Source organism: Pigmentiphaga aceris, assembly GCF_008119665.1.
Taxonomy (GTDB): Bacteria; Pseudomonadota; Gammaproteobacteria; order Burkholderiales; family Burkholderiaceae_B; genus Pigmentiphaga; species Pigmentiphaga aceris.
This window is the reverse complement of record NZ_CP043046.1, coordinates 1,928,793-1,948,500: the sequence shown is the minus strand read 5'-3', so window position 1 is coordinate 1,948,500 and position 19,708 is coordinate 1,928,793. Positions and strand designations below refer to the sequence as shown.

17 protein-coding genes are annotated in these 19,708 nt (G+C 61.2%); 6 read left to right on the top strand and 11 right to left on the bottom strand.

Features of this window, described 5'->3' with window-relative positions; translation table 11 throughout:
• Window positions 1-7 precede the first annotated feature (7 nt).
• Together FXN63_RS08170 and FXN63_RS08165 are read right to left on the bottom strand one after the other, a co-directional pair.
• Window positions 8-1,192 (bottom strand): aldo/keto reductase, encoded by a 1,185-nt coding sequence (locus FXN63_RS08170; RefSeq protein WP_148814211.1) that lies wholly within the window; start codon window positions 1,190-1,192, stop codon window positions 8-10.
• 74 nt (window positions 1,193-1,266) lie between these two features.
• The gene (locus tag FXN63_RS08165; protein ID WP_222864010.1) at window positions 1,267-2,403 is read right to left on the bottom strand and encodes an aldo/keto reductase; all 1,137 of its coding nucleotides are present in this window, start codon (window positions 2,401-2,403) and stop codon (window positions 1,267-1,269) included.
• 180 nt (window positions 2,404-2,583) lie between these two features.
• Here FXN63_RS08165 and FXN63_RS08160 point away from each other — a divergent pair, with 180 nt between their 5' ends.
• On the top strand, window positions 2,584-3,264 hold the full coding sequence (locus FXN63_RS08160) for a heavy metal response regulator transcription factor (protein WP_148814210.1): 681 nt from the start codon (window positions 2,584-2,586) through the stop codon (window positions 3,262-3,264).
• On the top strand, window positions 3,242-4,609 hold the full coding sequence (locus FXN63_RS08155; RefSeq protein WP_148814209.1) for a heavy metal sensor histidine kinase: 1,368 nt from the start codon (window positions 3,242-3,244) through the stop codon (window positions 4,607-4,609). Before FXN63_RS08160 ends, FXN63_RS08155 begins: the two co-directional genes overlap by 23 nt.
• A gap of 34 nt (window positions 4,610-4,643) precedes the next feature.
• Here FXN63_RS08155 and FXN63_RS08150 read toward each other — a convergent pair whose 3' ends face one another.
• Entirely contained in the window at window positions 4,644-4,853 is a 210-nt protein-coding gene (locus FXN63_RS08150) for a hypothetical protein (protein ID WP_148814208.1), read from the bottom strand.
• A 341-nt stretch (window positions 4,854-5,194) separates the two neighbouring features.
• On the opposite strand from FXN63_RS08150, the gene xth reads away from it, so the two are divergent.
• From xth to FXN63_RS08135, 3 genes are all read left to right on the top strand, one after another.
• The gene (gene xth, locus FXN63_RS08145) at window positions 5,195-5,974 is read left to right on the top strand and encodes an exodeoxyribonuclease III (RefSeq protein ID WP_148814207.1); all 780 of its coding nucleotides are present in this window, start codon (window positions 5,195-5,197) and stop codon (window positions 5,972-5,974) included.
• 228 nt (window positions 5,975-6,202) lie between these two features.
• Complete coding sequence (locus FXN63_RS08140) at window positions 6,203-6,739, top strand: NADPH-dependent FMN reductase family protein (protein ID WP_148814206.1); 537 nt, start codon at window positions 6,203-6,205, stop codon at window positions 6,737-6,739.
• A gap of 327 nt (window positions 6,740-7,066) precedes the next feature.
• A complete protein-coding gene (locus tag FXN63_RS08135) occupies window positions 7,067-7,288 on the top strand; it encodes a glycine zipper 2TM domain-containing protein (protein WP_148814205.1) in 222 nt (73 codons plus the stop codon).
• A gap of 128 nt (window positions 7,289-7,416) precedes the next feature.
• Here FXN63_RS08135 and FXN63_RS08130 read toward each other — a convergent pair whose 3' ends face one another.
• From FXN63_RS08130 to rph, 8 genes are all read right to left on the bottom strand, one after another.
• On the bottom strand, window positions 7,417-8,397 hold the full coding sequence (locus FXN63_RS08130) for an NADPH:quinone reductase (RefSeq protein WP_148814204.1): 981 nt from the start codon (window positions 8,395-8,397) through the stop codon (window positions 7,417-7,419).
• Window positions 8,398-8,601: 204 nt separating this feature from the next.
• Window positions 8,602-10,785, bottom strand: coding sequence for a DUF4214 domain-containing protein (locus tag FXN63_RS08125; protein ID WP_148814203.1), 2,184 nt, complete (start codon window positions 10,783-10,785; stop codon window positions 8,602-8,604).
• A 654-nt stretch (window positions 10,786-11,439) separates the two neighbouring features.
• Complete coding sequence (gene ntrC, locus FXN63_RS08120; protein ID WP_148814202.1) at window positions 11,440-12,960, bottom strand: nitrogen regulation protein NR(I); 1,521 nt, start codon at window positions 12,958-12,960, stop codon at window positions 11,440-11,442.
• 41 nt (window positions 12,961-13,001) lie between these two features.
• Window positions 13,002-14,093, bottom strand: coding sequence for a nitrogen regulation protein NR(II) (gene glnL, locus FXN63_RS08115; RefSeq protein ID WP_148814201.1), 1,092 nt, complete (start codon window positions 14,091-14,093; stop codon window positions 13,002-13,004).
• A gap of 126 nt (window positions 14,094-14,219) precedes the next feature.
• Window positions 14,220-15,632 carry a type I glutamate--ammonia ligase gene (gene glnA / locus FXN63_RS08110; protein WP_148814200.1) on the bottom strand — a complete coding sequence of 471 codons (1,413 nt, stop codon included), beginning with the start codon at window positions 15,630-15,632 and terminating at the stop codon, window positions 14,220-14,222.
• A 320-nt stretch (window positions 15,633-15,952) separates the two neighbouring features.
• Window positions 15,953-17,191, bottom strand: coding sequence for a radical SAM family heme chaperone HemW (gene hemW / locus FXN63_RS08105; protein WP_148814199.1), 1,239 nt, complete (start codon window positions 17,189-17,191; stop codon window positions 15,953-15,955).
• Window positions 17,192-17,195: 4 nt separating this feature from the next.
• Window positions 17,196-17,789, bottom strand: a complete 594-nt coding sequence (locus FXN63_RS08100; protein ID WP_148814198.1) for a non-canonical purine NTP pyrophosphatase — start codon at window positions 17,787-17,789, stop codon at window positions 17,196-17,198.
• A 65-nt stretch (window positions 17,790-17,854) separates the two neighbouring features.
• Window positions 17,855-18,619 (bottom strand): ribonuclease PH, encoded by a 765-nt coding sequence (rph, locus tag FXN63_RS08095; RefSeq protein ID WP_148814197.1) that lies wholly within the window; start codon window positions 18,617-18,619, stop codon window positions 17,855-17,857.
• Between the two features lie 177 nt (window positions 18,620-18,796).
• Between rph and FXN63_RS08090 the strand changes: the two genes are divergently transcribed.
• Window positions 18,797-19,702, top strand: coding sequence for a YicC/YloC family endoribonuclease (locus FXN63_RS08090; protein ID WP_148814196.1), 906 nt, complete (start codon window positions 18,797-18,799; stop codon window positions 19,700-19,702).
• Window positions 19,703-19,708: the final 6 nt, after the last annotated feature.

The following is a 19,708-nucleotide window of genomic DNA, read 5'->3' as shown; positions in this document are numbered from 1 at the left end:
TGAAGACTCAGGCGGGGACAGGTGCCTGCGCGGTGATCAAGCCCAGGCGGCGCAGTTCGGCCCAGAAATCGGCTGGAATCTCGACCTTCATCGATTCGACATTCGCGCGCACCTGGGCAGCTACCCGCGCCCCCGGGATCACTGCGGACACAATCGGCGGTGCCGCTGCGAACTGCAACGCGGCAGTGCGAATGTCGATCCCGAACCGGTCTGCCACTTCCATCAAGCGCGCGCGCTTTTCCACCGCGCCGGCTGGAATCTGATCGCTGAAATGGTAACGGCTGCGGCCACCCAGGAAACCGTCGTTCAGCGGCGTGCCAATCACCACGGAGATGCCCTTGTTCTGCAAGGCGGGGAAGGTCTTGTCGAGGGTGTCGGCGTGATCCAGCAAGGAGTATTGGCAGGCCAGCAGCACGATGTCGGGCGTCGGCACGTTCGATGTCGCCGCCAGCACGGCAGCATTGGGTGTGTTGATGCCAAAGCCCCAGCCTCCGATCAGGCCTTCTTCACGCATGCGCGTCAGTTCGACCATTGCACCTTGCGCGGCGACCGCAAAATGTTCCTGCCAGGGGCGGTCCAGCTCGGTGTTGTCCGGGGAAAGATCATGGATGAAGACCATATCGATCTGCGGGATGCCCATGCGCTGAAGGCTGTCTTCAACCGACCGCCGCGTACCGGCAGCGCTGAAGTCATAGGTATAGGAAAACGGTGCAGGAGATGGCCAGAGCGACGCATTCGGCAAGCTGCCCTTGGATGCTCTGAGCACCCGACCCACCTTGGTGGACACGACATAGCTGCCCGGTCGCTGGGTACGCAGGAACTGGCCTAAACGGTACTCGCTCAAGCCATACCCGTAGAACGGGGACGTATCGAAATAGCGTACCCCTGAATCCCACGCAGCCTGCAGCACACTTTGAGCCTGTGCCTCGCTGATGGGCTCGAAAATATTGCCGATCTGGGTACCACCCAGGCCGAAACGAAATGGCGTGCGATAACGCATGCCCGCCAGTGGTTCGTTGCGCGGCAGGCTGTCGCGCACGATGCGTCCACGCGTGGGCATGACCGAGCCGCGTGCCGTCAAGCCCTGTGGCAGTGTCGATCCGCTGCTTCCAGCCTGCGCAAGCGCCTTGGAACTGACTGCCAATGCGCCGACTGCGGCGCTGGCAGCCGCCAGAAAATTTCTACGTTGCATATGCATTTCCTTGATTGAGATTCCGAGCGCACAGGACGGCGTCGGACCTTGGTCCACCCGCCGCGTGCGACCGATCAGGTGCGCGCCCGTTGTGCGGCTTGCGCACGACGGATCAGGCCTTGGTACTGCTGCTGTTTGTCGGGATACCAGGGCAGCGTTGCCACCTGGCTGAAACCGGGCAGACCCTGGACATAGCGCGCCATGCGTTCACGCATGTCGGCATCGGGAAGCGGTCCGCGCAGCGCGCCCAGGTTTTCTTCGGCATGGGCCGGGTTGGCCGTGGAACTCAGGCAGCAAGTGACGGCAGGATGCGACATGACGAACTTCAGGAAATACTGCGCCCAGTTCGCAATGCCGAGTTCTCGCGCAAAGTCCGGTAGCGGCTGGTTGCCGATCGCCTTGTGCAGCCTGCCCTTCTCCATCGCCATATTGACCAGCACTGACACACCCCGTTGCTGCGCCGCCGCCAGCACCGTCTGTTCGGCATGTCGATTGGCGATCGAATAATTGACGTGCACGAAGTCGACCGACCCCTGCTGCACCCACTTGGCCAACACCTCGTGATAGGCGTTCTCGTGGTGCGTCACACCCACCAGTCGTGTGAACCCTTCCTTCTTCCACAGGTTCATCAGGGGCACGGCCACATCCACATTGACCAGGCTATGACACTGCATCACGTCAAAACGCTTGCGCCACAAGCGCAGTTGCGATTCCTGCAGGCTGCGCAAGGCGTGGCTGTCGTCCGCCAGGAAGTCACCCGTCACCCATAGTTTGTTGGCGATGAACAACTGTTCGTTCATGTTCGACGCGCTGGCCAGATCACCAACCGTGACTTCGGCGCTGCCATACAGCGGAGACGTGTCCAGCACCCTTACGCCAGCTTCCCAGTAACGCCGGGCAACGTCGGCCAGATGCGTGCGCGGTGCGCCGGGCAAAAGATCGAAGGTCAGGAAGGTGCCCAGGCCAAGCGCTGGCAATATGTCCCCAGTACGTTCGACACGCTTGGTGATCAGCCCCGGCGCAGCCGCCGCAAAACGCGGATCGGCAACCGGCGTTGCAGCCGTCTGCCCGTGCGCGAGTGTCCAGGGATACGCAGCAAGGGCAGCGCCGGCACCCAGGCTGCGCTGCAGAAAATGGCGGCGATCAAGCGGTGAGGCAATCAACCGATCAAGCGGTCGATCATCACCATCGGGCAAAGATTGAAGCGGCATGGGCAGGCTCCCGGCTGGTCAGAGAAAAGATAGGGTGCGGTGCCCGAACCAGGCATCTCCGCACGACGTGACCTATCTTTTCAGACGGGGATAACCAATCCCGCTCGCGCAGATTACCGTTTTGTAATGTTCAGATGCGCAGCCTCACGGGACAATACGAACCAGGAATGTGGAGCGGTGATGCACAAGTTGCTGGTGATTGAAGACGATGCAGGCGTAGCCGACTATCTGCGCCAGGGCCTGATGGAAAGCGGCTATGCCGTCGACGTGGCGCGCACCGGCCCGGATGGTCACGCCATGGCCGCGATGGGCGCGTACGAGGTGATCCTGCTCGATGTGATGCTGCCTGGCATGGATGGCTTTGAAGTGCTCAGACGCATTCGCGAACATGACAACACGGCGGTGCTGATGCTCACCGCCCGCGACCGCATCGACGATCGGGTCAAAGGCCTGAGCGCCGGTGCCGACGATTATCTGGTCAAGCCGTTTGCGTTTTCTGAACTGCAGGCACGCGTTGCGGCCTTGATCCGGCGCGGACACTCCCTGCTTGCCGAACAGACTGTGCTGCGGCTGTCCGATCTGGAAGTGGACCTGCCCGCGCACAAAGTGCGCCGAGGCGGCAAACGGATCGACCTGACCCTGAAGGAATTTCAGTTGCTGTCGCTGTTGATTCGACGCAAGGGGCAAGTGCTCACACGCACCACCTTGGCCGAACGGGTGTGGAATATCCATTTCGACACAGAGTCGAACATGGTCGAAGTGGCCGTGCGACGGCTGCGCGCCAAGATCGACGACGCATTCCGCCTGAAGCTTCTACACACCATACGCGGCGTCGGTTATGTCCTTGAAGATCGCAGCTGACAGCCAGAAGGTTTCTTCGATTGTTTCCACCCTGTCGGTGCGGCTGGCGCTGTTGGCGGCCGCGCTGCTGGGCGTTTTGTCGATCTGCGTCTACCTGGCCACCGCATCGCTGCATCTTCGCGCGCAGGAGCGCCTGCTGACGCTCAAGGTCAACAAACTTACAGAGACATCCGAACTGCTGCTGCGCGACGGCGACGACCGATTTTTGCAGCTGCTGCAAGCCAATGCCGCCAAGCGCCCAGGCACCCGACTGGAGATCGCACGCAACGACGGGACTGCGTTCTATGCAGACCCCTACGACGACGCACACCGCCTGTCCGCCCAGCAGCGCAGCCGTGGTTTTGTGCTGCGTGGCACAGACGGCACCCTTGCCCTGCAAGGTACCTTCACCATCGACATCGATCAGGACACACAACTGCTCGACGCCCTGGGCCGCATACTGCTGCTGGCCACCCTGATCGGTGCCGTGCTTGCAGGCAGTCTGGCAGTGCTTGCCGTGCGCCACGGGCTGCGGCCCCTGTACCGGCTTGCCACACAGACCGAAGACATGGCCCGCGAGGCAAGCCCACGGCATCTGGTGCCGACACAGCAGATTCGGGAACTGACACCCCTGGTGGACCAGTTCAACCACCTGATGGACCATGTAAGCGCCAGTCATGCCCGACTGGAAGCATTCAACGCCGACGTGGCACACGAGCTGCGCACGCCATTGACCTCACTGATCGGCAAGACCGAACTGGCCCTGTCGCGACCGCGTTCAACCGAGGACCTGACAGACACCCTGGTGTCCAATCTGGCGTCCTTGCGACGCATGGGTGCGCTTGTCAACGACATGCTTTTTCTGGCGCGGGCCGACGGCGGGGAACCTGCCCGCCTGGGCGAACCGACGAGTTTGCGCGCGCTCATCCTCGACATGCTGGAATATCACGAACTGGCCGCCAGCGAACGCAACCTGAAGCTGGCCGTAGAAGGTGATCTGGTGGTCGCCGTAGACGAACCGCTGTTTCTGCGGGCGCTGTCCAACCTGATCAGCAACGCCACCCGCTACGCCACAACCGGCAGCACGATAAGCGTCACGCTGGAAACCCGGCACGGCGTGTCTTATGTCGGGGTATCCAATCAAGGCCCCGTCATCACAGCGGAAAATCTGCCGCGCCTGTTCGACCGTCTTTACCAAGTGGACGCATCACGGTCCTACCAGGCGGGCATGCATTGCGGTCTGGGCCTGTCGATCGTCGCGGCTATCGCGCGTATGCACGGGGGGAAAACCTGGGCGCAGTCTGACGTGCGTGGCACCGCCATTGGTCTGGCACTTCCGCAGTCTCAGCCGGCGACCCCGGTCTGACTGGGCTAAGCCTTCTCGTTCGTGCAGACCGGCACTAGCCGTAAAACGTGCTTACGCCAGCGCGCGCGCCAAGCAGCGTATCGAATTTCTCGATCAATCCGCTGTTGTGCAACAACGCCCACTTGGCCGTCCATTTGTCATAACAAATGTGCGCGACCTTTTCCGCATTGCCGTTGCGGGCAATCAGCACATCGTAGGAAGTCCATCCGTCCACCGGACGGCAAGCAGAGTAAGAGATCGACATGTCGCAATACCATTCAAATGCATGAGATGCTCAATGGACGAGAACACAAAACCGGGTTGGCAAGTGCTGCTGGTCGGTAACGAGATCCATACGTGTAACCACGTACATCGGATGCATGAGGATTGCGGGGTTGATGTAAGCCCGGATTGGACGCTACGCCAGCAAATTCGGGTGTGCAAACGCCGGCCCGGTTGGGCATATCAGCGATCAGACCTGGCGATCTTGGTGACTGGGATGACGCGCGGATAATATGCGCGGTCGAATACGCGATTGTTGGATGCTCAGGGCGTTCTTGATCCACCATCACGCGTCGCTTTCATCAATGTCGGAATATTACCCCCATGCAAATTGCCGCCTGGAACGTCAACTCCCTAAAAGTCCGCCTGCCGCAAGTGCTGGACTGGCTGGCCGCCAACCCCGTCGACGCCCTGTGCCTGCAAGAGCTCAAGATGACCGACGAAGTCTTCCCCTTGGCGGCGATCCAGGAGGCGGGTTATCACGCGGTGTTCTCGGGTCAGAAGACCTACAACGGCGTGGCGGTGCTGTCGCGTTTGCCGGTGCGCGATGTGGTGTGCGGCATTCCTGGTTATGAAGACCCGCAGAAGCGTGTGATTGCGGTCACCCTGGACTCGCCGCAGGGCGACGTTCGGTTGGTGAACGCCTACTGTCCGAATGGACAGGCGGTAGACAGCGACAAGTATGTCTACAAGCTGGGCTGGTACGCGGCGTTCACCGAGTATTTGAAGAACACGCTGGCCGCCTCGCCGCGCATGGCGGTGCTGGGTGACTACAACATTGCGCCGGATGATCGCGACGTGCACGATCCGGCCAAGTGGGCGGGCGACATTCTGGTGTCGCCGCCAGAGCGGGCGGCGTTTCAAGCGTTGCTGGACTTGGGCTTGTCGGATTCGTTCCGTCTGTTCGAACAGCCCGAGAAGATTTTCAGCTGGTGGGACTACCGCCAGTTTGCGTTCCGGCGCAATGCAGGCCTGCGCATTGACCACATTCTGCTGTCCGCGCCGCTGGCCAGCACTTGCACGGCGTCTATCGTCGACAAGGCTCCCCGCAAGCTGGAGCAGCCCTCTGACCACGCTCCAGTGGTTGCCACGCTGGCGCTTTGAGGGCTGTGACCGTTCGGCGTTGAACATGTGCTTGCGGGCACCGATAAGCGGAAGGACACTGCGCGCGCCCGTCTTCTGGCGATGTGCGGGCGTATGGTCAAGGCGACGGCAGATTGCTGCCGGCCGCCTGCCATGCGAAAGATCAGCCGGGTGCTGGACCGGAAGCTAGACGAAACGTAAACCCGGCTTTCTTTTCATGGTGCGGCCCACTGTTTCGGGAGCGTGGCCATGAGCAAGATTCTGATCGTAATGTATTCCCGCACGGGCACTTGCCGTGGTTTGGCTACGCGCTTGAGTCGACAGCAAGGGTGGCCGTTGGGCGAGATCAGTGATGCGGACGCGTCCCCGTCGCGCGCATCCAAGCGGGGCACCTGGCAATGCTTGCTTGATTCCTGGCGGCGACGCGAACCGCCCATTCGTTATGACGGCCCTCGCCCCGCTGAATTCGATATTGTGGTGACGGTGTCACCGATCTGGTTGTATCGCCTGGCCGGACCGATGCGCAGCTTTCTGGCCGAGCACCGTGTACAGTTGCGTCAGCTTGCTGTGGTGTCGGTGATGGGCAAGCGCGGTGCACCCAATGCCTTGGCTGAAATCACTCGCCTGACGAATCGCCGGCCGGTGGCCGAGCTGGCGATTGCAAAGCACGAGCTTGATGAGGAAAGCGTGGACAGGAAGCTGACTCCGTTTGCCACCAAGCTGGGCAATTGGGAGCCGAATCAGTCAGACGCGAATACGCATGCGTGGCTGGCTCCACGAGCTTGAGTCGTCGCATCACGATTCCTGTCTGGCCTTTGATCAGCCCGGATTCAACCTTGAATCAGGCCAGCAACAGGCCTGAAAACCGCCTTAAACCGGCAGATTTGCGCCACAGTGGTGCGTGCAAATCGCTGGCAGACACACGCCCCCTGATCCGCCAGTTTGTATCCCTGTTTTACGTGCTCCAGCTTGTTCACTGTGTAGGGTTTACACATTGACGCAGTCAGGCTTGGGCGGTCACAGACAGCGTTCACCAGTTCTGGGATCGTTCGCTCAGCGCGCGTCCGTCAGCTTTTCGATGGTCCGCCAACACCTGAGTTTTGGAGCATGACCATGAACTATTCCCGTATTGCCACCCTGGCCGCCACCGCTGTGATTGTCTTGTCCTCGGCGGGCTGCGCCAGCTGGAATCAGATGTCGTCACGCTCGAAGAGCATGGTCACGGGTGCCGGTATCGGTGGCGTGGCCGGCGCGGTGGTTACCGGTGGCGTGTTGGGTACAGTGGGCGGTGCCGCGATTGGTGGTGTGATCGGCGATCAGCTCGGCAAGCGCTGATATTCGAAAATCAAAACCAGACCGATCAAACAATTCAGGCTGCGAAAACGCAGCCTGAATTTTTTTATCTGCTACAGCTTTATGCCGATCGCGGCACAGAGCAGAAACCGCAGATCAAACCAGCAGCCTTACTGCAGATCGATCACCACATTACCCAGCACCTTCCCGCCCTCTACCGCCTCATGCGCGGCGACGATATCGTCCAGTGCAAAGTGTGCGCCAATCGTATGCGTCAGGCGGTTCTCGGCCAGCAGGTGCGTCAGCGTTTCAATGGCCCGGCTGCGGTCGGCGGGCAGCAGGTCGTACACCACCACAAAGTGCAGTGTGATTGACCTGAACATCACGTCGCGGAACGGGAATGGTGTCTCCCCCATCACGTTCGAGCCATAGCACGACACCACGCCGTGACGCGCCACCAGGCCCTTGCCAAGCAAGGCTGCGGTGGTGGAAAAGTCCATGTCGATCAGGCCGTCTGCACCCTTGCCACCGGTCAGTTCCAGCACCCGGTCCAGCACCGATTCGGTCTTGTAGTTGATGGTCTGCGTAACGCCAACCGCGGCCGCATGACGTGCCTTCTCGACACTGCCAACCGTGCCGATTACCCGTGCACCTTTGATGATGGCCAACTGCGCGGCATAGTGCGCCACTGCCGAGCCAGCACCGATCACCACGATCGTCTTGCCCGCGATGTCGCCCAGCAGTTCCACAGCGCGATACGCGGTCAGCGCAGGGATGCCCAGGCAGGCACCCGCTGCGAATTCGGTCGTGTCAGGCAGCAGCACTGCCTGGTCTTGCGGCAGCACGATGTACTCGGCCGTGGTGCCCAGCGGACGCTGCCACTGACCGTTCCAAACCCACACGCGCTCACCAATACGGCTGGCATCGACACCGGGACCAACCTGGTCGATGCGACCCGCGCCGTCGCTGTTCGGCACGCACAGCGCGTCGGCCAGCGGGCGGCTGCGTCGTGACTTGACGTCCGAAGGGTTCAAGCCCGAGACCGCCAGACGCACGCGAACTTCGCCAGGACCGGCGGTAGGGGTCGGCAAGTCGCCGATCTGCATGACGTCACGGGCCTCGCCGTTCTTTTCGTACCAGCTTGCACGCATGGAATGGATCCTCGAAAAAACGAATCGCCTATTCAAGCACAGCAGACCGGTCTCGTGTTCTGCTTGCGTGGATCACGGGCCATGTCTTGACGCAGCCAGGGCCCTGCGGCGTCAGGGGGATGACGCCGCAGTTTCACAGGTCTTGCTCCAAAGGCGTTGCTCAAGGTCTTGCTTAAAGCGTGGTACCTGGCCCTGTGCAGACGCTTACGCGAACGCAATACCAGGCGTGGTGGCGCTCATGGTGCCAGCCAGCGTCAGTTGCACGTGTTCGTTGCTTTCCGACAAGTCGACCACCAGCTGCGCACGGCTGGTGCCGCCATCCAGCGCACCCGTCCAGAAGTTGAGCCCGTCTGCATCCGGGGCGCGGTGCAAGGCGTTCTGGTACATGGCGGACACGAAATCGCGATTGCTCAGCGCGCCGTACTTCTGCTGGAATTCCACCGAACCCGTGAAGGCGTTGGCCACGCTCAACAGATTGGCCGCTCCGTTTTGCATGGCGTTCTTCCAGAACACGGTGCCTTCCAGATCCGGTTTGCGGGCGAATACGGTGTCGTACAGGCGCGCAACCTGCACGGCCTGGTCGTCGACATCCCAGATGCCTGCCGCAATGAGGCCAGAGGTCTTCTGCACGTTCTCGTTGCTTTCCGAGAAGTCGCGCAATACCTGGCCGCGGCTGCTGCCTGCATTCAGTGCAGATACCCAGAAGCCCAGTCCCTCGGCATCCGGGTCACGCCCCAAGGTGTTCTTGTAGACGGCCGTGACGAAGGCTTCGTTGCTCAGGTTCGAGCCATAGCGCTGGGCGAATTCCGGGCTGCTCAGGAAGCCGTCTGCCAAGGTGGTGAGCGACACGCCATTCTTGATCGCGCTGGCCCAGAAGTTCAGGCCGGCTTGATCGGGTTCACGCCCCAAGGCGGCGTTGAACAGGCGCACGACCTGGGCAATGCCGTCTTGCGGGTTGTAGACCATACGGCCGTCGGCGAAGTGAATTTCTTCGATCGAGATCAGCGTGTCGGTCTGGTTGTTGTGCGTGACGATACGGTTACCGCCGCTATTGGTGATGGTGGCACCACGCAGGCCGGTGCTGAACTGGGCGATATCGAAGCCGTCGCCACCGTCCAGGGTGTCGTTGCCGGCGCTGTCGATCAGCACGTCATTGCCACCCAAGCCTTGCAGAATGTCGTCCCCTGCCCCGCCCTGCAGCACGTCGTTGCCGCTGCCGCCCACTACCGTGCGACCCACGACCTCATTGATACCAGTCAGCGAAATCTTGTAGACGCCATCCACTTCACTGAACGCAATCGAGGTGCCGTCGTCCGAAATCTGCGCGTAGCGGAACATCGGATAGCTGAATTCCTGGCCCGACGCCTGCACCGACGCACGGATCGTCACACCGGTTTCCATGTCGCGCACGAAGACATCGCGGCCCGTTCCCCCCGTGCCGCGATTGGTATCGCCTGGCACCAGGTTGGTTGCGTCGCTGACGAATGCAACATACCGGCCATTGTTGGAGATCGACGCAGTGCTGGAATCGCCGTTGCCTTCGACCCCACCGGTCGACACCGATACGCGGACGGTTTCACCGGTCACCGTGTCATAGCGGAACACATCCGAGCTGCTGTTGCTGTCGTTGGCCACCAGATTGTTCTGACGGCTTTCGAACACCACGTAGCGGCCATCGGGGGTAGCGTCATCCAGCAGCAGGTTATCGTTCTGCCCGCTCGACGGCACGGCCAGCGCGGTCGATGTGCCAGTCACCGAGTCAAAGCGAACGATCACCGCAGGCATGGCGTTGCCGGCGACTTGACCGATGTAGGTCACGTAGCGGCCATCCGGGGAGATGATCGGGTTGTACTTGTAGCTGCTTTGCGGCATTCCGGCGCTGACGGCGGTGGTGGCACCAGTCTGCGTGTTGAACAGGAAAATGTCGCGCAGTACGCCGCCTTCGCCATTGACGATGTTGGTCGACTCGCTGGCGTAGGCAATGAATTTGCCGTCGGGCGTAATGACCGGGTAGCTTGCGTCGCCGTTGCCTTGGGCACCGCTTGCCGCCATCAATCGCGTAACGGCCTTGGTCTCCAGGTTCAGCACAAAGATATCGTCTTTGCCTGCCGTGTCGCCGCCAACCAGGTTGTCTGCTGCGCTGGTGAAGACAACCGTCTTGCCGTCGCCCGACAGACGACCTTGTGACGTAGCACCCGAGCCGGACGTCAGTTGTGTCGTGATACCGAGCTGCGTGTCGCGCATGAACAATTGCTTGCTGCCCAGACCGCCGGTGTACAGCACGTAGCGACCATCGCCACTGACATCGGTAATCTGAACTGCACCGCCATCTGCCGCGGTCAGTGCGCCATTGATCTTCTTGAGCGAAGCGGTATCCACGTTAAACATGATCTTGTCCTAGTCGTGCGGCCGGGGCTGCCGCAAGCTGAAGGCCCCGAACTCTCCGATGGGCGGATGCTGTGCAAAGGCACGATCCGAAACAGTGCATACGCGGTAACGGCAGACCGTCTCTGCACCGGCCTGTACGCTACCTGTATGGCCAGTTTGATTCCGTGCGGAACAAATCGGCAAGGAGGCGAGTCTACGTCTCAGCTTGCTGACAAGTGCGCTTCAGACACATGAGGTTTCTTCCGTATAGAAAATATACGAGGGACTAATCTGTTCAGCGGAAGGTAAAACCCGGACTTAAGTGGCCTGAGTAACGCGGTTTTCTACTGCAGACGATTTGCTTTTTCTGCGCAGATATTTCTGATTATTGTTCCATATGGGAATAACAGCAGAAGTCAGAACCCCTGAAAACCGTGCTCTACCGCGATATTGGAAATTTCGATTACGCCATGTTGTGGATGATCTGGGCCTGAAACCGCTGAGGGCTCATATGCCGAATGCATGCATGCGTTGGCAAGCAGCGCTGCTGTGCTGCATGCGTCCCATTGCAGGACGCTGCCTGTCGGGGCTGGCACGATGCCAGCCCCGATCGAACCCGCTGAATTGACTTCGTTCGGCCAGTTTTACGAACGGGCTTCGTTCAGTTGGCTACGCTCAGCCAGCTTCATCCTCCATGCCCAATTCCTGGATCTTGCGCGTGATCGTGTTGCGTCCGATCCCAAGGCGGCTGGCCGCCTCGATACGACGACCACGAGTGGCACGCAAGGCACTGGCGATCAGAACCCTTTCGAACTGCTGCGTCAGGTTGTGCATCAGATCGGCGTCGCCACGGGCAAGCTGACGTTCGACTTCGGTCTGCAGGCTGTTTTGCCACACACCCGCATCGCTGGTGGTGCGCAAGCCGGCTTGGTCGGCAGCACCGAATGCACGAGGCGCGTCAGTCGCGCCCGTGCCACGCTCGAAACCACCCGACAGCGCAGGCTCGGACGCTACCACGTCGTTTGCCAGCGCATCGCGCGACAGCGAATCCAGCAGCTCCGGCGGCAAGTCCTGCACGTCGATGGTCTGGGTGGGTGCCATCACCGCCAGCCAGTGGCAGACGTTTTCCAGTTGCCGGACATTGCCCGGGAAGCGGAAGCGCGACAGGACGTCCAGGGACGCCGGCGTCAGGCGCTTAGGCTCAACCCCCAGGTCACGCGCACTACGCGCCAGGAAGTGCTTGGCCAACAGCGGAATGTCTTCGGAACGTTCGCGCAGCGCAGGCAGGCGCAGACGGATCACATTCAGGCGGTGGAACAAGTCCTCGCGGAACATACCCTGCTTCACACGCTCTTCCAGCGGCTGGTGCGTGGCCGCGATCACACGCACATTGGCACGCACCGCGCTGTGGCCGCCGACACGATAAAAGGTGCCATCTGATAGCACACGCAGCAATCGCGTCTGCAGCTCGGACGGCATGTCGCCGATTTCATCCAGGAACAGCGTGCCGCCGTCGGCTTGCTCGAAGCGACCGCGACGCATGTTCTGCGCACCGGTGAACGCACCGCGCTCATGGCCGAACAATTCCGACTCCAGCAGATCGCGCGGAATCGCTGCGGTGTTGATCGCCACGAACGGTCCCTGCGCACGCGGGCTGTGCTTGTGCAGCGCGCGTGCGACCAGTTCCTTGCCGCTACCGGACTCGCCCGTGATCATCACCGTGACCTGCGATTGCGACAGGCGACCGATGGCGCGGAACACTTCCTGCATTGCCGGCGCCTGGCCCAGAATTTCGGGCGAGCCAAGCACGCTTTCATCAACCTGGTCTTCACGCAGACTTTCTTCGATGGCGCGACGAACCAGCGCCACCGCAGCGTCCACATCGAACGGTTTGGGCAAGTATTCGAAAGCGCCGCCCTGGAAGGCGGACACCGCACTTTCCAGGTCTGAATACGCCGTCATCACGATCACCGGCAGCGCGGGATGACGTGACTTCACCTCTTGCAACAGTTCGATGCCACTTGCGCCCGGCATGCGAATGTCGGACACCAAGGCCTGCGGCGTCTCGTTGTCCAGCGCCGCCAGCGCCTCGCTGGCCGATGGGAAACTGCGGCACGGCAGGTTGGCCCGCGTCAGCGCCTTTTCCAGCACCCAACGAATCGAGCGGTCATCGTCCACAATCCAGATCGGCTTCATACGTTTTCCCAAACAGATTCTTTAAGGCCCGAAGGCCCGATTCAAAGCAGGGGCAGCAAGATGCGGAAGACCGTGCACCCAGGGCGACTCTCACACTCGATAAGTCCTTCGTGCTGCTGCACAAAGGTCTGTGCCAGTGTCAGCCCCAGGCCGCTGCCCCCCTCCCGTCCCGATACCAGCGGATGGAAGATGCGGTCACGGATTTCCGGCGGAACGCCGGGTCCGTTGTCCGACACATGCAATTCCAGTGCCAGCTTGTAGCGTCGCTTTGCCAGCGTGACTTGACGGGTGACACGTGTCTGGATGGTGATCTGCGCATCGCCCTCCTTGATCTGCGGTTTCAAGGCTTGGGCAGCATTGCGCACGATGTTCAGCATGGCTTGGATCAGCTGAACTTTGTCGCCGCGGAATTCGGGCAATGAAATGTCGTAGTCCCGAATGATCTTCAGGCCACGCGGGTGTTCGGCCAGCACCAGGGAACGCACGCGCTCGCAGACTTCATGAATGTTCACGTCGCCAACGATGTGCGGCGCACGGTGCGGAGCCAGCAGACGATCAACCAGGGTTTGCAGGCGATCTGCTTCCTGAATGATGACTTGGGTGTATTCCTTCAGCGAAGGATCGGGCAGCTCGGCTTCCAGCAACTGGGCGGCACCACGCAGGCCACCCAGCGGATTCTTGATCTCGTGCGCCAGATTGCGCAGCAGTTCGCGATTGGCTTGCGCCTGATCCAGCAGGCGTTCTTCGCGATCGACTTTCAGTTGCTGCTCGATCTCTCGCAGCTCAAGCAACACCGGCCAGGGCTGGCCGTGAATCGCCACCACGGTCAGGCTGACTTGCACCGGATCACGTCCGGCACGCTCGATGTCCATCAATTGGCGCTTGGCCGCGAACTGATTGGTCATCGCCTCGGCCAGCGAGCGTTGCAACTCTTCGCCGTGGCCGAACAAGGAACTTGCATGCACGCCAACCAACTGGCGCACGGATATTTCGAACAAATCTTCAGCAGCCGCGTTGGCAAATCTGATGATCCCCTTCGCGTCGAGAACCAGCACTGCGCTTGCCAGCAGTTCCAGCGCCATCAGATCCGGCACTGGCGGGGTCTCGCGCGCACGTGAAATAAAAGCATTCATGGGGCGCAATCCAGGAAGAACATCGCAGGAAAAGACACCGCATCACAAACGTTTGGCGAAAAAAAACGGGGCGATGTTCCGCCCCGTTGTTCTTGCCTGCGTAGGACGCGGCAATACTCGCGAGAATTACGACGAGTAGTACATGTCGAATTCAACCGGGTGCGTGGTGACACGCATACGGTCGACTTCGTCCGACTTCAGTGCGATGTAGGCATCCAGCATGGCGTTGCTGAACACGCCGCCACGGGTCAGGAACTCGCGATCCTTGTCCAGGGCTTCCAGTGCTTGATCCAGCGACGAGCACACGGTCGGGATCTTTGCATCTTCTTCCGGCGGCAGGTCGTACAGGTTCTTGTCGGCCGGATCGCCCGGGTGGATCTTGTTGGCAACGCCGTCCAGGCCGGCCATCATCAGGGCCGAGAATGCCAGGTACGGATTGGCCAGCGGATCCGGGAAGCGGGTTTCGATACGACGGCCCTTCGGGTTGCCGACGTAAGGAATACGGATCGATGCCGAGCGGTTGCGTGCCGAGTAAGCCAGCTTCACCGGTGCTTCGTAGTGCGGAACCAGACGCTTGTACGAGTTGGTGCCCGGGTTGGTGATGGCGTTCAGTGCACGTGCGTGCTTGATGATGCCGCCGATGTAGTACAGGGCGAAATCAGACAGGCCAGCGTAGCCGTTGCCTGCGAACAGGTTTTGGCCGTCTTTCCAGATCGACTGGTGAACGTGCATGCCGGAACCGTTGTCGCCAACGATGGGCTTGGGCATGAAGGTAGCGGTCTTGCCGTAAGCGGCGGCGACGTTCCAGATCGTGTACTTCATGATCTGGTTCCAGTCAGCGCGCTGAACCAGCGTCGAGAACTTGGTACCGATTTCCAGCTGGCCCGGTGCTGCCACTTCGTGGTGGTGCACTTCGACCGGCACGCCTTGCTGTTCCAGCAACAGGCACATTTCCGAACGCAGGTCTTGGAAGGTGTCGACCGGCGGCACGGGGAAGTAACCACCCTTCACGCCGGGACGGTGACCCATGTTGCCACCTTCGTATTCGATGCCGGTGGACCACGGTGCTTCTTCGGACTTGACCTTCACGAAGCAGCCCGACATGTCGACGCCCCAGGTGATGCCGTCGAAGACGAAGAATTCGGGTTCCGGGCCGAAGAAGGCGGTGTCGCCGAAGCCCGAGGACTTCAGATAGGCTTCTGCGCGCTTGGCCAGCGAACGCGGGTCGCGGTCGTAACCCTTGCCGTCAGACGGCTCGACCACATCGCAGGTCAGGATCAGGGTCGACTCTTCGCGGAACGGGTCCAGGCGAGCGGTCGCGGGATCGGGAATCAGCAGCATGTCCGAGGCTTCGATGCCCTTCCAACCGGCGATCGAAGAGCCGTCGAACGCCTGACCCGATTCGAACTTGTCTTCGTCGACTTGATGCGACGGCAGCGACACGTGCTGTTCCTTGCCCTTCGTGTCGGTGAAGCGCAGATCGACAAAGCGAACTTCATTGTCCGCAATCAGTTTCAGAACGTCTTTGGGCGTTGCCATGAGGGCTCCAGATATCTTGCTGTAAAGGGTGTTGCCGGCATGGGTAGCCGACTTCAAGCCGAAAAGTGGGGCGCCGCGTTACGCACCGGCAACAGCCAGGACGCCACGACTTGATGCAGCGTGTAATGCAGGTTCTGTGCCAACTCCACGCCACAATGATGCATGACACCGTCAGATGCCATGTCGGAGGGAATTTTGACACAAGCAGCGGTGCGCCGCTTGCGCCTAACGCCCCAACAAAGTGCATTTTCGAGCCGGTTTGATGCACCAAAATAATGCATTCGGAAAAACACCCGAAAACGCACCTTAACAGTGCATTGCTACGATTCGTCGCGCAAGAACATGCCCTGCAGGTCATTCAGGAAACGCCGGCCAAGCGGCGTTGCACGAATCCGGGTCGGGTCCGGATCAAGCAAGCCACGCTCAGTCGCTGCTCGCAATTCCGGCGCGATTACCGCCAGCGACAGGCCGGTACGTTCGCTGAAACTGGTGGTGGCCACGCCGTCGACCAGCCGCAAGGCATTCAGCATGAATTCGAAGGGCAGATCGGCCGCCGTCACCCGGCGCGATTCCGAGATGTGTGCGCCAGAATCGGCCTGGCTCATCCATGACTCGGGACTGCGCAGACGGGCTTCGCGCACGATACGGTCGTGGAACGACAGTTTTCCGTGCGCACCAGGGCCGATGCCCAGGTAGTCGCCGAACTCCCAGTAGTTCACGTTGTGCTTGCTGCGCTGACCCGGCCGGGCGTAAGCCGAAATCTCGTACTGCTCGAAGCCTGCGGCCCCCAGCCGTTCGGCCACGGCATCCTGCATGTCATAGGCCAGGTCTTCGTCGGGCAAGGCCGGCGGAAATCGTGCAAACACCGTGTTGGGTTCAAGCGTCAGGTGATACATCGACAAGTGCCCGGTGCCAAAAGACAGCGCACTGTCGATGTCGTGCAGACAGCCTTCCAGCGTCTGCCCGGGCAAGGCATACATCAGGTCCAGGTTGACGCGGCTGACGTACTTCTGCGCGATCTCGATGGCGTCGCGTGCTTCACGCGAATCGTGGATCCGGCCCAGCGCTTTCAAACTCGCGTCGTCGAAACTCTGGATGCCAAGTGAAATGCGGTTGACGCCGCTGGCCGCATACTCCTTGAACCGTGCCGCTTCGACGGTGCCCGGGTTGGCTTCGAGCGTGATTTCCGCATCCGGCAACAAGTTCAGGCGCGACCGCAGCAAGCCCAACAGTTGGTCCAATGCTCCCGCCGACAACAGGCTGGGCGTGCCGCCGCCGATGAAGACCGTATTGACCGTGCGCCCCCAGACCAGCGGCACAGCCTGGTCCAGATCGGCAGTCAGCGCCGCCAGATAACGCTCCTCGGGAATCTCGCCGGGGGCCGCGTGCGAATTGAAGTCGCAGTACGGGCATTTGCGCACACACCACGGCACATGCACATACAGCGACAAAGGCGGCAAGCTGGTCAGCTGCGACTCGCCGGCCTGCGCAAAGGGCGTGATCAGGCCCTTTGGCGTGTGAGCGCCCACGGCCAGCTGAATGGGAATGGTACGAGCCACCGTCTTACAGCCCTGACAATTTGGGCAGCAACGCGGCCAGCGCAAGCGCCCGATGGCTGATCCGGTTCTTTTCTGCGCCAAGCTCGGCAGCGGTCTTGCCCAGCGCCGGCAGCAGGAAATACGGGTCGTAGCCGAAGCCGCCCTCACCGCGCGGGGTATCGATCACCTCGCCCCACCAGGTTCCTTCGCCAATCAGCGGCAAGGGATCATCGGCGTGGCGCACCAACACCAGCGCGGCGTAATAACAGGCGCGCTTGTCATCGAAGGCACGCAGGCGTTCGACCAGCAGGCGGTTGTTGGCATCGTCGGAACGGGGTTGCCCGTCGACGGCAGCAAAGCGAGCCGACAACACACCGGGCGCACCGCCCAGTGCCGGCGCACAAATGCCGGAATCGTCGGCCAGCGCCGGCAAGCCCGTGATCGCACTGGCATGGCGTGCCTTGGCCAGCGCATTTTCAATGAAGGTAACGTGCGGTTCGGGGCATTCCGGCACACCCAGGCTGCCCTGGGTGACCACCTCGATGCCCAGCGGTGCCAACAAGGCGGCGAACTCTTTCAGCTTGCCGGCGTTGTTTGAGGCGAGGACCAGTTTTTTCATCGTGCTGCCTTGTTCTGCTGCTTGATTTTGTTCTATTGCCTGATCTTGTTCTGCTGCCTGATTCATCAGGCGGTCTGTTCGGGCAAAGGCTGGGCCAGCGCCTCGCGCTGCAAGCGCACCAGTTCGGCAATGCCCTGCTCTGCCAGCGCCAGCAACTCATTCATGTCGGCGCGCGAGAACGGCACGCCTTCTGCGGTGCCCTGCACTTCGACAAAATTGCCCGCGCCGGTCATCACCACGTTCATGTCGGTATCGCAGCTGGAATCTTCCGGGTAGTCCAAGTCCAGCACAGGCTGGCCTTCGTACATGCCGACCGACACGGCCGCCACCGCATCACGAATCGGCGACTCGGTGATCAAGCCACGTGCCAACAGACCGTTGACGGCATCTTGCACGGCAACAAACGCCCCGGTAATGCTGGCACAACGCGTGCCACCGTCGGCCTGGATCACGTCGCAATCCACGTGAATCGACCGTTCGCCCAGCTTTTCAAGATCGAACACCGCGCGCAGGCTGCGGCCGATCAGACGCTGGATTTCCTGGGTACGGCCGCTTTGCTTGCCGCGTGCGGCTTCACGGTCACCGCGTGTGTGGGTGGCGCGGGGCAGCATGCCGTATTCGGCCGTCACCCAGCCACGGCCCTTGCCCTTCATGAAACCGGGGACTTTTTCCTCGACACTGGCAGTGCAGATGACCTGGGTCTGACCAAAGGTGACCAGCACCGAACCCTCGGCATAACGCGTAAAACCACGCTGCAAAGACACCGAACGGAGGGCGGAGGCAACGCGGCCCGAAGGCCGGCTCCAGGGCGCGGCGGAATTGGATGACATGCGAGAAAACTCCTGGGGCGCGTGATGCGGCAAACAAGGCAACAAGCCCATGACCGATACGCGTAATGGCCGAGACGCGAGCTGGGCCGTATGATGCGGAACCACCACAGCAGCCAGCCCGCTTTTCACGCGCCGTTCTGCTGTGCCGATCTCCATTGTACGAGCAGGCAAGCCCCCATGATCCGAAGCATGACCGCCTTCGGCGCAGCGCGCGCCGACACCCCCCACGGATCCGTGTCGATCGAGCTGCGCAGCGTCAACAGCCGTTTCCTTGATCTGCACTTCCGCATTCCCGACGAACTTCGCCAAAGCGAAATGCCGCTGCGCGAACTGCTGACGGCCAATCTGGGCCGCGGCAAAGTCGAAATCCGCGGCAGCATCACCCGCCGCCAACGCAGCGACCCCGACGCTATCAACGTAAGCGCGCTGGAACAGGCGGCCGCCCTGTACGCCAAGGTGCGCGCAGTGCTGCCCGACACCCCGCCCCCGCGCCTGTCCGAACTGCTGGCCTGGCCTGGCGTGCAGTCTGAAGACGAAGGCGAATCCATCTGGGCCGAAGCCGCCCTGACCGCCGCCACCGAAGCCCTGGGCCAATTGCAGCGCGCCCGCGAACGCGAAGGCCAGCGCCTGGGTGTGATGATCGCGGAACGTGCGGCGGGTGTGCTGGGCGTGGTCACGCAAGTCGAAAAGCACTTGCCCCAGTTGGTAAGCGATTACCGCGAACGCCTGGCGCGCAAACTACGCGAAACCATGGATGCAGCGTTTCCGGGTGGATTCCAGCAGATCACCGGTTCTGAATTGTCTGAACGCCTGGCACATGAAGCCACCTTGTTCGGTCTGCGCATCGACGTGGCGGAAGAATTGTCGCGCCTGCGTTCGCACCTGACCGAGCTTGATCGGCTGTTAGGTGGAAAGGGCGCGGATCGTGGCGCGGGGAAACGCTTGGATTTCCTTTTCCAGGAAATGAATCGTGAAGCCAATACGCTGGGGTCGAAGGCAGGTGGGTTGGAAGTGACGCGGGCGGCGATGGATCTGAAGCTGCTGATCGAGCAGATGCGGGAACAGGCGCAGAATATCGAGTGATGGCGC